Here is a 14,355-nt window from a genome sequence, read left to right as displayed (position 1 = left end):
CAGGAGGCAGAGATGACGTTGTCATTGGAACTTCTCGAAGAGCACCGCATGTTCGGTGGCTGGCAACAGCGTTATCGCCACGCGGCGCAGAGCCTGAATTGCAACATGACATTCAGCATCTACCTGCCGCCGCCGCGCGATGACAACCCGCCACCGGTGCTGTACTGGCTGTCGGGGTTGACCTGCAACGACGAGAACTTCACGTTGAAAGCCGGCGCGCAGCGCATCGCCGCCGAGCTGGGCCTGGTGCTGGTGATGCCGGACACCAGCCCGCGCGGCGATGAAGTGCCGAACGACGAAGGCTACGATCTGGGCCAGGGCGCCGGGTTCTACCTGAACGCCACCCAGGCACCGTGGGATCGCCATTTCCGCATGTACGACTACATCAGCGCCGAACTGCCGGCGCTGATCGAACAGCACTTCAGCGTCAGCGATCGTCAGTCGATCTTCGGCCACTCGATGGGCGGCCACGGCGCGCTGATGATGGCGTTTCGCAACCCGCAGCGCTTCCGTTCGGTATCGGCGTTCGCACCGATCGTTAACCCGTGCCAGGTACCGTGGGGCCGCAAGGCGTTCACCGCCTATCTGGGCAGCGACGAGAGCCAGTGGCTGCAGTATGACAGCTGCCATCTGCTGGCCAGCGGCGCGGAAAAAATGCCGGTCCTTATCGATCAGGGCGACGACGACCAGTTCCTGGCCGACCAGCTGCAGCCGGCACGGTTGGCCGAGCTGGCGCGCCAGCGCGACTGGCCGCTGACGCTACGCATTCAGCCGGGGTACGATCACAGCTACTTCACCATCGCCACCTTCGTGGAAGATCACCTGCGCTTCCACGCCGAGCACCTGTTCCGCTGATAAAAAAATCCGGGCGGTTAAACCGCCCGGATTTCTTCAAAAACCAGCAATCATCTTCGTGCTAACAATACAGCTTATTGAACGGATAATAGCACTGAGAGGTCATGTGAGCCCGTTCAAATATGCGCCATACGTTAAAGCATCACCCCTTCAGTTTCGGATCGAGCGCGTCGCGCAATCCGTCGCCCAACAGGTTGAAAGCCAGCACGGTGATGAATATCGCCAGGCTGGGGAAGATCGCCACGTGCGGCGCGATCACCATATCGGCGCGCGCCTCGTTGAGCATCGCCCCCCACTCCGGCGTCGGCGGCTGGGCGCCCAGGCCCAGAAACGACAGGCTGGCGGCGGTGATGATCGAGGTGCCGATGCGCAGGGTGAAATAGACCACGATCGAAGACAGGGTGCCTGGCAGAATGTGCCGCAGTATGATGGTCCAGTCCGAGGCGCCGATGCTGCGCGCCGATTCGATATAGGTCAGGTGCTTCAGCACCAGCGTATTACCGCGCACCAGGCGGGCGAAGGCCGGAATGCTGAAGATCGCCACCGCGACGATCACGTTGGCCATGCCGCTGCCCATGATCGCCACCACGCCGATCGCCAGCAGAATGCCGGGAAACGCGAACAGCACGTCGCAAACGCGCATGGTAAGGCGATCCCACCAGCCCTCATAGTAGCCGGCCAGCAGCCCCAGCAGGGTACCGATCGCCCCGCCCGCCAGCACCGAGAACACCCCGGCCGCCAGCGAAATGCGCGTGCCCATCAGGATGCGGCTGAAGATATCGCGCCCGAGGGAATCCACGCCCAGCCAGTGTATCAGCGAAGGCCCTTCGTTCAGCCGGTCATAGTCGAAGTAGTTTTCCGCATCGAACGGTGCCAGATAAGGCGCCAGCAGCGCCGCCACAATCAGCAGCAGCACGAACAGGCCGGCGACCAGCGCCGCCCGCTGGCGGCGAAAACGCCGCCAAAACTCGCTCCACGGCGTGCGTACCGCGTTGGGGTCGATAAGCGGCATCGCCTTCAGTGCGGCGTTGCGCCGCCAATGCTTAATCATGCCGCGTCCTCATTGATAACGAATCGCCGGGTTGATCGCCGCGTACAGCATATCCACCAGCAGGTTGATCAGGATGAACTCCAGCGAGAACAGCAGCACCTCGGCCTGGATCACCGGGTAATCGCGCATCTCCACCGAGTCCACCAGCAACCGCCCCAGCCCCGGCCAGTTGAACACCTTCTCCACCACGATCGAACCGCCGAGCAGGAAGCCGAACTGCAACCCCATCATGGTCACCACCGGGATCATCGCGTTGCGCAGGCCGTGTTTCATCACCACCATGCTTTCCCGCACGCCCTTGGCGCGCGCGGTGCGCATGTAGTCCTCCTGCAGCACCTCCACGAACGAAGCGCGGGTGAAGCGCGCCATCACTGCTGCCACCGCCGCCCCCAGGGTGATAGAAGGCAGAATGTAGTGCCGCCAGCTGTCGGCGCCTACCGTCGGCAGCCACCCCAGCTCGACCGAGAACACCTGCATCAGCAGCATACCGAGCGCAAAGGCCGGGAACGAGATCCCCGACACCGCCAGCGTCATGCCGAGGCGATCCGGCCAACGGTTGCGCCACATCGCCGACACCACACCGATCGCCAGACCAAACGCCACCGCCCACAGCATGCTGGTCACGGTCAGCCAAAAGGTCGGCATAAAGCGCGAGGCGATCTCTTCGCTCACCGGGCGTTTGGACACCATCGAGATGCCGAAGTCGCCCCGCAGCGCGTTGACGAAGAAGTGCGCGAACTGCTGCGGCAGCGGCTTATCCAGCCCCAAATCCTTGCGCACCAGTTGCACCACCGCCTCGTCGGCCTCCGGCCCCGCCGCCAGCCGCGCCGGATCGCCCGGCAGCAGGTGGACGAACAGGAATACCAGTACCGCCACGATCAGTAGCGTCGGGATCAGGCCCAGCAGTCGTTTCAGAAAATAATTGAGCATCTCATTCCTTCCCCCACCCGCCGCCGTCTGGCCGCAGGCGGGGATGGGCGTCTTATTTCAGATCGGCGTTATCAAAGTTGAACGAGGTATCCGGCATCACGTAGAAACCGCTCAGCTGTTTGCTGTTGGCCGACAGCAAACGTTCGGTCGCCAGGAAGATCCAGGGCGCGTCGGCCCAGATGCGATCCTGCGCGTCCTGATACAGTTTCTGCTTCTCGGCGCGATCGGTGGTCGCCAGCGCGTCGGTCAGATCCTTGTCCACCTGCGGGTTGCTGTAGAACGCGGTGTTGAACTGCTTCGGCGGCGCCGCCTGGGTAGAGAACAGCGGCGACAGCGCCCAGTCCGCTTCCCCGGTCGAGGCCGACCAGCCGGTGTAGAACAGCCGCACGCCGGTGTCTTTCACCCCGACGCTCTCCACCTGCGCCGCACGCTGCCCGGCATCCATCGCCGTCACCGTCACTTTCACCCCCACCTGCGCCAGCTGCTGCTGGGTGAACTGCAGCACCTTCTGCGCGGTGCTGTGGTTATGGGAAGACCACAGTGTGGTCGTGAAGCCGTTCGGGTAACCGGCCTCTTTGAGCAACTCGCGCGCCTTGGCCGGATCGTACGGCCACGGCTTATAGCGGGCGGCGAAGTCGATCGCCGGCGGCACCGGCCCTTCCGCCGGCACTGCGTAACCGGCAAACGCCACCTTGATCAGTGCGTCCTTGTTGATGGCATAGTTCAGCGCCTGGCGCACCTTCGGGTTATCGAACGGCTTCTGGGTGACGTTCATGCTGATGTAACGCTGCAGGATCGACGGTGCGGCCACCACGTCCAGCTTGGCGTTGCCCTCCAGCACCTTGGCCTGCTCGTAAGGGATCGGGAAGGCGAAGGTCGCCTCGCCGGTCTGCAGCATCGCCGCGCGGGTGTTGTTATCCACCACCGGGCGCCAGGTGATGCTGTCGAGCTTCGGCAACCCCGGCTGCCAGTAGCCGTCGAACTTCTTCACCTTGACGAAATCGGTCTGGTTCCAGGTCACGAACTGATACGGCCCGGTGCCGACCGGGTGGAAACCGATCTCCTTGCCGTATTGCTTCAGCGCCGCCGGAGAAATGATCGCCGCCGCCGGGTGTGCCAGGTTGTTGACGAACGCCGAGAACGGCGCCTTCAGCACGATCTTCACCGTATTGGCGTCCACCGCTTCGGTTTTATCGATCATCTTGAACAGGTTGTAGCGCTTGAGGTGGCTGTCCGGGTTGCTGGCGCGATCGAGGTTTACCTTCACTGCCTCGGCGTTGAACGCGGTGCCGTCGTGGAATTTAATCCCCTGGCGCAGTTTGATGGTGTAGGTCAAGCCGTCTTTGCTGACCTCATAGCTGTCTGCCAGCACGTTCACCAGCTTCATGTCCTTGTCGAAGCCGAACAGCCCCTGATAGAACGACTTGGCCACCGCCTGCGATAGCGTGTCGTTGGCGTCGTAAGGATCGAGAGTGGTGAAGTTGGAGGCCACGGCGATCACCGCGTCCTTCGCCGCCCAAACCGGGCCGGTTCCCGCCGCCAGCAGTACGGCGGCCAACAGCGCATTGCGTTTGAATGTGTGCTTCATGTCGCTTGTCTCTCCTGAGGTCTTTAAAAAGCACCGGCGATCGGGTGGCGGGCGACAAAGTGCCCGGCGCCAACCTGCACCAGCGGTGCGGTAACGGGTTCATCGCCCAGCGCGCGCACCGGGCTCGGGATCTCATCGGCCGGCAGCGGCTGCCGTTTGTGAGCATGAGCGGGATCGGCCACCGGCACCGCCGCCATCAGCTTGCGGGTGTAGGGGTGCTGCGGATTGTCGAACACCGCCTGTCGCGGGCCGATCTCGACGATCTGACCGAGGTACATCACCGCCACCCGGTGGCTGATGCGCTCCACCACCGCCATATCGTGTGAAATGAACAGAAAAGCGATGCCGAACTCGCGCTGCAGATCGAGCAACAGATTGACGATCTGCGCCTGAATCGACACGTCCAGCGCCGAGACCGCCTCATCGGCGATCACCACTTTCGGGTTCAGCGCCAGCGCGCGCGCGATGCAGATACGTTGGCGCTGGCCGCCGGAAAATTCGTGCGGGTAACGGCGCGCATGCTCCGGCAACAGGCCGACGCGCTCCAGCAACCAAGCCACCCGCCGCTCCGCCTCCCGGCCGCGCATCACGTTGTGCACCAGCAGCGGCTCCATGATGGAAAAACCGACCGTCAGGCGCGGATCGAGCGAGGCGTAGGGATCTTGAAAGATGAACTGAATACCGCGCCGCAGGTGCTGCAGCGCCGGCCCCTTCAATTGGTCTATCCGCCGCCCGGCGAAGGTGATGGTGCCGCTCTGGCTGTCCACCAGCTTCAGTAAAGAGCGCCCGGTGGTAGACTTGCCGCAGCCAGACTCGCCCACCAGCCCCAGCGTCTCGCCGGGGTAAAGATCGAAACTGACGTTTTCCACCGCATGTACTCGGCGAGTGACGCGATTGAACAACCCGCCGCGCAGATCAAAACGCGTGACCAGATGTTCCACCCGCAGGATCGGCGCGGCGCCGGGCGGCACGGTATCCTGCGGCTCGACATTCCCGTCGCCGTCCGGCAGCGGAAACTTCGCCGGCAGCGGCCGATCGGCCATCGCCCCCAGCTTCGGCACCGCCGCCAACAGCGCCCGGGTGTAGGCCTGCTGCGGTGCGGCAAACAGCTCACCGACTCGATTTTGTTCCACCTGCTCACCGCGGCGCATCACCAGCACCCGGTCGGCTATCTCCGCCACCACGCCCATGTCGTGAGTAATGAAGATCACCCCCATCTGCATCTCTTGCTGCAGCACGCGGATCAGCTGCAGGATCTGCGCCTGAATGGTGACGTCGAGGGCGGTGGTGGGTTCATCGGCGATCAGCAGCGCCGGTTTGCAGGAGAGCGCCATGGCGATCATCACCCGCTGGCGCATACCGCCGGAAAGCTGGTGCGGGTAGCGTCCCAGCACCTCTTTGGCCTCCGGAATGCGCACCAGATCGAGCATGCGCAGCGCCTCCTGGCGCGCGCTGCGGCGATCCATGCGCTGATGCAGGCGCAGCGATTCGGCAATCTGCTCGCCGACCGGAAATACCGGGTTGAGCGAAGTCATCGGCTCCTGGAAGATCATCGCCATATCGGCACCGCGCACCGTGCGCAGCGTGCTCTGTGAGGCGCGCGCCAGATCGAGCAGCGCGCCGTCGCGCCGGCGCAGCGTCATGGCGCCGCCGACAATGCGCCCGCCGCCCTGCTCCACCAGCCGCATCAGTCCCAGCGAAGTCACCGATTTGCCGGAGCCGGACTCACCGACGATCGCCAGCGTCTCGCCGCGATCAAGATCGAAGGACAGGTTGCGCACTGCTTCCACGACGCCGTCCGATTGAGAAAAGCTGATGCTTAGATCGCGCACCGTCAGCACCCGCTGCGGCGGCAATGACGGCCCGACGTTGGCGACGGGTCGAAGTGAAACATCGGTCATGCACCCTCCCGGTGAACGCTTAGCGATAAATCCCGACGGACGGCGCATCGCCGACATAACCAAAACCGCGATACATCCCCTCGCAGTTGAACGGCAGCGCGATATTGCCATAGCGATCGACGGCGATCATGCCGCCGCTGCCGCCCAATGCCGGCAACTTCTCCATCACCACCCGATCGCTGGCCGCCTGCAGACTGAGGCCGCCATATTCGATCAGGGCAGAGACGTCATAAGCCGCCACGCCGCGCATGAAGATTTCGCCGGTGCCGGTGCTGGAGACTGCCACCGTGGCGTTGTTGGCATAGCAGCCGGCGCCGATAATCGGCGTGTCACCGACCCGCCCGGCCTGCTTGTTGGTCATGCCGCCAGTGGAAGTGGCAGCGGCGAGGTTGCCCAGCGCATCGAGCGCCACCGCACCGACGGTGCCGAATTTGCGATCGGGATCGAGCGGATCGCCGGCCTGCGCCGCGCCGTCGTGATCGAGCAATACCCGGCCCTGCTCCGCTTGGGCGCGATGCAGCTGATCGAAACGTTCCTGGGTAAAGAAGAAATCGGGAGCGACCATTTCCAGGCCGTGGGCTGCGGCAAACTTCTCGGCGCCTTCGGCGGCAAACAGCACGTGTTCGCTGTTTTCCAGCACCGCGCGCGCCGCCAGCACCGGGTTGCGGATACGGCTGACGCCGGCGACGGCGCCGGCATCGCAGGTACGGCCGTCCATCACGCAGGCATCCAGCTCGTGGGTGCCCTGATGGGTAAACACCGAGCCTTTGCCGGCGTTGAACAACGGGCACTCTTCGAGCAACCGCACCGCTTCGGTCACCGCGTCCAGCGCGCTGCCCCCCTGTGCCAGTACCGCCTGCCCGGCGGCCACGATCTCGGACAGCGCCTGAATATACTGCCGTTCTTTTTCCGCACTCAGCGCCGTTCGGGTAATTGCGCCCGCGCCGCCATGAATGGCAATCACTGGTTTGCTCATTTGCCTGACACCCTGTGTTAATCCCGCCGTTGCGCAGCGAACAAGCTGAGCGCGGTATCATTATTATTCAGTCTTTTTCGACTCTATTTAGTCCTACAGTGGAAGTACAGCATAACGTCCACGCCCCGCTTTTAGCGTAGCGCGCTTAGACCATTTCGCACCTTGAAATAGCTTATTGGAATAAAAACAGCAGGTTATAAAAAAGGCAAACCGCTGAACGTACGGCCGAGATTATTGGTAATTTCGCGTGCGGAAATAGCGACATGGTGTAATGAAATAAACGTTCGCGCTGAATAACGCTTATTATGGCGCCCGGCCTGCTGTTTTTTCCCCGGCCGGGCGCAGATGATCCAACGATTAAAAGCCCGATCCAGGCTGCTGTAAAAAGGCCTCTTCTTCCGGCGTGCTGGTGCGCCCCAATATTGCGTTGCGATGTGGGTAGCGGCCAAAACGATCGATAATCGCCTTATGGCGCAGCTCGAACTCCAGCTGGTCACCGTTATTGAGCTCCGTGTACAGCACCAGCGCCTGTTGGTGGATCAGCGGCGATTCCGAATGCATAAACGGCAGATAAAGGAAGCCGCGCTGCTCGCGGCTCAGCCGTTCGCACTCGCCGCTGCGGATCGCCTCCTGCGCCAGGATCAGCGCCATGCCGTCGCAGGCGAACGACTGAGGCGTGCCGCGGAACAGGTTGCGGCTGAACTGATCGAGCACGATCACCTCCGCCAAGCGCCCTTCGATGGTGTCGCGCCAGTGTGCCAGCTCGCCCGCCGCCGCCGCCCGCCAGATTTCGCCGAAACGGCTGTGCAGCAGACGATCGAAATCATCATCCTTTTTAAACCACATGACCGGTTCGATCTCGTCAAACCAAAACTCGATAACCTGTTTATGCATGCCTTTTCTCCTCTGTTTTACGCAGTTTATACCCGTTCGCCCCGGCGCCGCAGTACGAAAGATGGCAGGCATAAGCCGTTCTCCCCCTCGGCGTTCTCTGCCATAATACCCGCACTTTGTCGCTACTTTAGCGCACCCTGATTACGGAGTTCCCCTTATGGATCATTGCCATACTTCCGATCTCATTTCCCTGGAGCAAGCGCTGGAAAAAATGCTCGGGCAGATCGCCCCGCTGCAGCAGACCGAATCCATCGCCCTGACCGCCGCCGCCGGTCGCATCACCGCCGCACCGGTAGTCTCGCCGCTCGACGTGCCACCGTTCGCCAACTCGGCGATGGACGGCTATGCAGTGCGCCTCGCCGATCTGGCGGCCAATGCGCCGCTGCCTGTCGCCGGTAAGGCCTTCGCCGGCGCGCCGTTCGACGGCCAATGGCCGGCCAACAGCTGCGTGCGCATCATGACCGGCGCACCGATCCCGACGGGTGCGGAGGCGGTTGTCATGCAGGAGCAGGCCGAGGTGAGCGACCTGGGCGTGCGTTTTACCGCACCGGTTGAAGCCGGCCAGAATATCCGTCTGGCGGGCGAAGACATTCGCCGTGGCGCGAGCGTGTTGCCGGCCGGCGTGAAGCTGGGCGCCGCGCAGCTGCCGCTGCTGGCCTCGCTTGGCGTCGCCGAGGTGCAGGTAATGCGTAAGCTGAAGGTGGCGGTGTTCTCCACCGGCGACGAACTGCAGCCGGTCGGCCAGCCGCTGCAGGCGGGCCAAATCTACGACACCAACCGTTTCGCGGTGCGCCTGATGCTGGAACAACTGGGCTGCGAGGTGCTCGATCTCGGCATTATCCGCGACGATCGCGATGCGCTGCGCGCCGCTTTCGAGCGGGCGGACAGCCAGGCCGACGTGGTGATCAGCAGCGGTGGCGTCTCGGTCGGCGAGGCCGACTACACCAAACAGATGCTCGACGAGCTGGGTCAGGTCAGTTTCTGGAAGCTGGCGATCAAACCCGGCAAACCCTTCGCCTTCGGCAAACTGGGCCACGCCTGGTTCTGCGGCCTGCCGGGCAACCCGGTTTCCGCCGCTCTGACCTTCTACCAACTGGTGCAACCGCTGTTGGCGAAGCTGGCCGGCCACAGCGACTGGCGCCTGCCGCCGCGCCTGCGCGCGCGCGCATTGACGCCGCTGAAGAAATCGCCGGGCCGCCTCGATTTCCAGCGCGGCGTGTTCAGCAGCAACGCCGCAGGCGAACTGGAGGTCAGCACTACCGGCCACCAGGGCTCACACGTATTCAGCTCCTACAGCCAGGGCAACTGTTTTATCGTGCTGGAGCGCGAACGCGGTTCAGTGGCGGTGGGTGAAACGGTGGAAATCGAACCGTTCAACGCCCTGCTGAGGAGCTGAACATGCTGCCGGAATTGACCGACGCCGAAGCGCTGCGCTACAACCGCCAGATCGTGCTGCGCGGCTTTGACTTCGACGGCCAGGAGAAGCTGAAGGCCGCCCGCGTGCTGATCGCCGGGTTGGGTGGGCTGGGCTGTGCCGCCGCGCCTTACCTGGCGGCGGCCGGCGTCGGCCATCTGGTGCTGGTGGATTTCGACACCGTCTCGCTCTCCAACCTGCAGCGCCAGATCCTGCACCGCGACGATCGCATCGGCCAGAGCAAAGTCGCCTCAGCCAAACGGGAACTGAGCGCCATCAATCCGCATATCCGCATCGACGCGATCGACGGCCGTCTGGAAGATGACGCGATCGCGGCAGAGATCGCCGCCTGCGATCTGGTGCTGGACTGCACCGACAACGTGGCGGCGCGCGACGCCCTGAACCGCCAGTGCCACGCACAGCGCAAGCCGCTGGTTTCCGGCGCGGCGATCCGCATGGAAGGCCAGCTCAGCGTGTTCACTTATCAGCCGGGCGAGCCCTGCTACCGCTGCCTGAGCCGGCTGTTCGGCGACAGCGCCCTCACCTGCGTCGAAGCAGGCGTGATGGCGCCGCTGGTCGGCACTATCGGTACCCTGCAGGCGATGGAAGCCATCAAGCTGCTGGCCGACTACGGTCAGCCGCTGCGCGGCAAGCTGTTGATGTTCGATGCAATGAGCATGCAATTCCGCGAGATGAAGCTGCCGAAGGATCCGCACTGCGAGGTGTGCGGCGGGGAATAACGGATACAAAAAAGGGCGGGATAATTCCCGCCCTGATGCGTTGCCACGAGGGTTACACGATGCCCTGGCTGCGCAGATAGTCTTCGTAGTTGCCGGTAAAGTCGATCACCTTGTTCGGGGTGATTTCCAGAATGCGCGTCGCCAGCGAGCTGACGAACTCACGGTCGTGGGAGACGAAGATCAGCGTGCCTTCGTACATCTCCAGCGCCATGTTCAGCGATTCGATGGATTCCATATCCAGGTGGTTGGTCGGTTCGTCCATCACCAGAATATTCGGGCGCTGCATCATCAGCTTGCCGAACAGCATGCGGCCCTTCTCACCACCGGACAGCACCTTCACTTTCTTCTTGATGTCGTCCTGGCTGAACAGCAAACGGCCCAGCACGCTGCGCACCGCCTGCTCGTCGTCTTTTTCCTGCTTCCACTGACTCATCCAGTCGAACACGGTCAGGGTATCGTCGAACTCGTATTCGTGATCCTGCGCGTAGTAACCGATACGGGCGTTTTCCGACCACTTCACGGTGCCGCTGTCCGGCTGCGCGTCGCCCACCAGCGTTTTCAGCAGGGTGGTTTTACCGATGCCGTTGGCGCCCAGCACCGCAACCTTCTCACCCACTTCCACCATCAGGTTCAGCTTGCTGAACAGCGGGCCGTTGTCGAAGCCCTTGGTGAGCGCTTCCACTTCCAGCGCGTTACGGAACAGCTTCTTGTCCTGATCGAAACGGATGAACGGGTTCTGGCGGCTGGAGGCCTTCACTTCTTCCAGCTGGATCTTGTCGATCTGGCGGGCACGCGAGGTGGCCTGCTTGGATTTGGAGGCGTTGGCGCTGAAGCGGCTGACAAACGATTGCAGCTCGTTGATCTGCGCCTTCTTCTTGGCGTTGTCGGCCAGCAGACGTTCACGCGCCTGGGTGGCGGCGGTCATGTATTCGTCGTAGTTGCCCGGATAGACGCGCAGCTCGCCGTAGTCCAGATCCGCCATGTGGGTGCAGACCATGTTCAGGAAGTGACGGTCGTGCGAGATGATGATCATGGTGCTGTTGCGTTCGTTCAGCACCTGCTCCAGCCAGCGAATGGTATCGATGTCCAGGTTGTTGGTCGGTTCGTCGAGCAGCAGAATTTCCGGATCGGAGAACAGCGCCTGCGCCAGCAACACGCGCAGCTTCCAACCCGGCGCGATTTCGCTCATCGGGCCATAGTGCTGTTCCACCGGAATGCCGACGCCCAGCAGCAGTTCGCCGGCGCGCGCTTCGGCAGTGTAACCGTCCATCTCGCCGTAGGCCACCTCCAGATCGGCCACTTTATAGCCGTCTTCTTCGCTCATCTCCGCCATGGCGTAGATGCGGTCGCGCTCTTCCTTCACCGCCCACAGTTCGGTGTGGCCCATGATCACGGTGTCCAGCACGCTGTATTGTTCGAAGGCGAACTGATCCTGACGCAGTTTACCCAGGCGCTCGTTCGGATCGAGGAACACGTTGCCGCCGGTCGGCGCCAAATCGCCGCCGAGGATTTTCATAAAGGTGGACTTGCCGCAGCCGTTGGCGCCGATCAGGCCATAACGGTTGCCGCCGCCGAATTTGACAGAGATGTTTTCAAACAACGGCTTGCTGCCGAACTGCATGGTGATGTTGTTGGTGCTTAACACAGCGCTCGCTCTTTATACATAGGGAATGTGATTTGGCGCGCATTATGCCACAACGGGGTTCAGAGATCGCGGGAAGTTTTGGTGACATTTTAAGCGGTGAGGGCCAATAACTCATACCTGCGTTGAATAACGCTGCTCAAAGTGATGAGGAGACTACAGGCAGCAAGCCGTACAATATTTGAAACTAATTCACCAAATATATTAATTAACAGTATTAATTAAAATAAAAAATTAATTTCCCCCTTCGCCAAATATCGTTCCGATAACGAATAAAACGCGCCCATTCACCTCTTTAGGTAATCATTATGCAGTCAAGGCATATTTATTTAATCCTCCCTATTTCCTACTATCGCCACATATTATGCTATACACGACATTTTGTGATCGCCTTCTTAAATACCTCGAATCTTTAGATGATTAATGCGCCACAGCTCACTAAATAAAAATTAAACAAACTGCCCACAAAAAGATAAAAAACAAATAAAAACAGTAAAATACAGACAAAAAGAAAAATCAAACTGCCATTCATCCGTTAGTTGTCCTCATATTGCATATGATTGTACATACAAGTATATGTAAACGTGGCGTTGCCATTTTGTTGGCGTTTCGGATCTCGGTTATCGCCGGCTCGGACAATACCAACCTGGCCAGAAAACAATAACAACACACCGTCCACCTATCGCGAGAGACAACGATGAACACTGCAGAAAATGCATTGCCCAAAAGCCAAACGGCGGAGAAAGGCGCGGTAAATTACAAAGTGATTGTCGGCGCCAGCCTGGGCAACGGCCTGGAGATTTTCGATTTCACCGTATACAGCTTCTTTGCCGCCATTATCGGCAAGCTCTATTTTCCCAGCGACAGCGCCTACGGCTCTTTGTTGATGTCAGTCGCGGTGTTTGGCGTCGGCTTTATCATGCGCCCGCTGGGCAGCATGGTGCTGGGTGCCTATGCCGATCGGGTCGGCCGCAAGGCCGCCATGCTGATGACTATCGTCTTGATGGGGATCGGCACCGCCCTCATCGCCTTCTCGCCGACCCATGCGCAAATCGGCGTTCTGGCGCCGGTGTTGATCGTGGTCGGCCGTTTGATTCAGGGCTTCGCCGCCGGCGGTGAAGTGGGCTCGGCCACCACGCTGCTGCTGGAATCGGCCGGCGCCAACCAGCGCGGCTTCTTTGTCAGCTGGCAAGCGATCAGCCAAGGCGTCAGCGCTCTGCTCGGCGCCTCTTGCGGCCTGGCGCTCACCTATTTTCTGCCGGAAGACGCGCTGTATGCCTGGGGTTGGCGCGTGCCGTTCATCATAGGCCTGTTGATCATTCCCGTCGGCGTGTATATCCGTAAGCATCTGGAAGAGACCCATGGCGGCGAACAACCGAATCCCGCGCAACCGCCGCTGAATCCGGTATGGGATCTGCTGAGCAACCATGCCAAAGACCTGTTGCTGGGGGTGTTGATCATCATGTCCGGTACCGTGATGGTCTATGTGGTGCTGCTGTATATGCCGACCTACATGATGCAGACCTACCACATTGCCGGCCCGACAGCTTATCTGTTCAGCTGCATCGCCTCTGTGGTGCAGATCGTGGCGGTCTATTGCGCCGGGCGCTATGTTGATCGGATACAGAATTACAAAAGACCGCTGCTGTTCTCCATCTTTGCGGCGCTGATCCTGATTTACCCGACCTTTTGGTTCCTCAGTACCACGCAAACTCTGTGGTTGGCGATCGTTTTCCGCATCCTGCTTATCGGCGCGCTGGGGATCAATATGCTGTCGAGCACCATGCTGATCGTCTCGGCACTGCCGCGCCGCGTGCGTGCCACCGGCACCTCGATGATCTACGCCTTTGGCGTGACGCTGTTCGGCGGCTCGGCACAGCTGATCGTCACCTGGTTGCTGGATGTCAGCGGCAACCCGCTGGCGCCGGCCTGGTACGTAACCGGCATGTTGACCGTCAGCCTGATAGCCACTCTGCTGTTCCGGGAGCGCCACACCGAGTAACGTACCGTTCAGTACCGATTCTGCCGCAGGTGATAACTTCGTCAGAAGTGAGAAGGCATTATCACCTGCGGGCACACGCTCAAGCAGGCATCATTTCGCGCACTCGCGCGGCGGAAATTTAGCGGCAATCATCGCGACCGTTGGCTGCAATCCGCCCAGACTCCATTGCTCAGGCGCATGTTCATCGATTCTGACCCAAACCGACTGCCTGAACGCCGGATCGCCTCGCCCCTCGATCTCTACCAACAAATCGGTAATACGTGCCAATAATTCACTTTTTTGCCCTTCATCCAGCATGCCTTTTACGGTTTGCACATTAACAAATGGCATTATAATCTCCTTGAACATTACTAAGTCTAAAA

Annotated in this window: 12 protein-coding genes; 4 read left to right on the top strand and 8 right to left on the bottom strand. The window is 60.9% G+C overall.

Annotated elements, in window-relative coordinates; translation table 11 throughout:
• Positions 1–12 precede the first annotated feature (12 nt).
• Positions 13–855 carry an S-formylglutathione hydrolase gene (gene fghA / locus EGY12_RS14485; RefSeq protein WP_015377214.1) on the top strand — a complete coding sequence of 281 codons (843 nt, stop codon included), beginning with the start codon at positions 13–15 and terminating at the stop codon, positions 853–855.
• Between the two features lie 142 nt (positions 856–997).
• Here the strand turns inward: fghA and gsiD are convergent, their stop codons facing one another.
• The 6 genes from gsiD to EGY12_RS14455 form a co-directional block, all read right to left on the bottom strand.
• Positions 998–1,906, bottom strand: a complete 909-nt coding sequence (gene gsiD, locus EGY12_RS14480) for a glutathione ABC transporter permease GsiD (protein ID WP_172962924.1) — start codon at positions 1,904–1,906, stop codon at positions 998–1,000.
• Between the two features lie 9 nt (positions 1,907–1,915).
• Positions 1,916–2,836: a glutathione ABC transporter permease GsiC gene (gene gsiC, locus EGY12_RS14475; RefSeq protein WP_123894378.1), complete on the bottom strand. Its 921-nt coding sequence runs from the start codon at positions 2,834–2,836 to the stop codon at positions 1,916–1,918.
• Positions 2,837–2,888: 52 nt separating this feature from the next.
• Positions 2,889–4,424, bottom strand: a complete 1,536-nt coding sequence (gsiB, locus tag EGY12_RS14470) for a glutathione ABC transporter substrate-binding protein GsiB (protein ID WP_123894377.1) — start codon at positions 4,422–4,424, stop codon at positions 2,889–2,891.
• 23 nt (positions 4,425–4,447) lie between these two features.
• Complete coding sequence (locus EGY12_RS14465) at positions 4,448–6,325, bottom strand: dipeptide ABC transporter ATP-binding protein (RefSeq protein WP_123894376.1); 1,878 nt, start codon at positions 6,323–6,325, stop codon at positions 4,448–4,450.
• Positions 6,326–6,344: 19 nt separating this feature from the next.
• Positions 6,345–7,301, bottom strand: a complete 957-nt coding sequence (locus EGY12_RS14460) for an isoaspartyl peptidase/L-asparaginase family protein (RefSeq protein WP_123894375.1) — start codon at positions 7,299–7,301, stop codon at positions 6,345–6,347.
• Positions 7,302–7,658: 357 nt separating this feature from the next.
• Entirely contained in the window at positions 7,659–8,195 is a 537-nt protein-coding gene (locus EGY12_RS14455; protein ID WP_038880951.1) for a DUF924 family protein, read from the bottom strand.
• A gap of 157 nt (positions 8,196–8,352) precedes the next feature.
• Between EGY12_RS14455 and moeA the strand changes: the two genes are divergently transcribed.
• The gene (gene moeA, locus EGY12_RS14450; RefSeq protein ID WP_123894374.1) at positions 8,353–9,591 is read left to right on the top strand and encodes a molybdopterin molybdotransferase MoeA; all 1,239 of its coding nucleotides are present in this window, start codon (positions 8,353–8,355) and stop codon (positions 9,589–9,591) included.
• A gap of 2 nt (positions 9,592–9,593) precedes the next feature.
• Complete coding sequence (moeB, locus tag EGY12_RS14445) at positions 9,594–10,349, top strand: molybdopterin-synthase adenylyltransferase MoeB (protein ID WP_123894373.1); 756 nt, start codon at positions 9,594–9,596, stop codon at positions 10,347–10,349.
• A gap of 52 nt (positions 10,350–10,401) precedes the next feature.
• Here moeB and EGY12_RS14440 read toward each other — a convergent pair whose 3' ends face one another.
• Positions 10,402–11,994, bottom strand: coding sequence for an ABC-F family ATPase (locus EGY12_RS14440; RefSeq protein WP_033637709.1), 1,593 nt, complete (start codon positions 11,992–11,994; stop codon positions 10,402–10,404).
• A 694-nt stretch (positions 11,995–12,688) separates the two neighbouring features.
• Between EGY12_RS14440 and EGY12_RS14435 the strand changes: the two genes are divergently transcribed.
• The gene (locus EGY12_RS14435; RefSeq protein WP_123894372.1) at positions 12,689–13,993 is read left to right on the top strand and encodes an MFS transporter; all 1,305 of its coding nucleotides are present in this window, start codon (positions 12,689–12,691) and stop codon (positions 13,991–13,993) included.
• A 90-nt stretch (positions 13,994–14,083) separates the two neighbouring features.
• Here EGY12_RS14435 and EGY12_RS14430 read toward each other — a convergent pair whose 3' ends face one another.
• The gene (locus EGY12_RS14430; RefSeq protein ID WP_123894371.1) at positions 14,084–14,323 is read right to left on the bottom strand and encodes a tautomerase family protein; all 240 of its coding nucleotides are present in this window, start codon (positions 14,321–14,323) and stop codon (positions 14,084–14,086) included.
• Between the last annotated feature and the right edge of the window lie 32 nt (positions 14,324–14,355).

It is taken from the genome of Serratia sp. FDAARGOS_506 (assembly GCF_003812745.1).
In the GTDB taxonomy this organism is placed as follows: Bacteria; Pseudomonadota; Gammaproteobacteria; order Enterobacterales; family Enterobacteriaceae; genus Serratia.
Note: the sequence above shows the minus strand (reverse complement) of the source record. Positions and strands in the feature narration are given on the sequence as shown.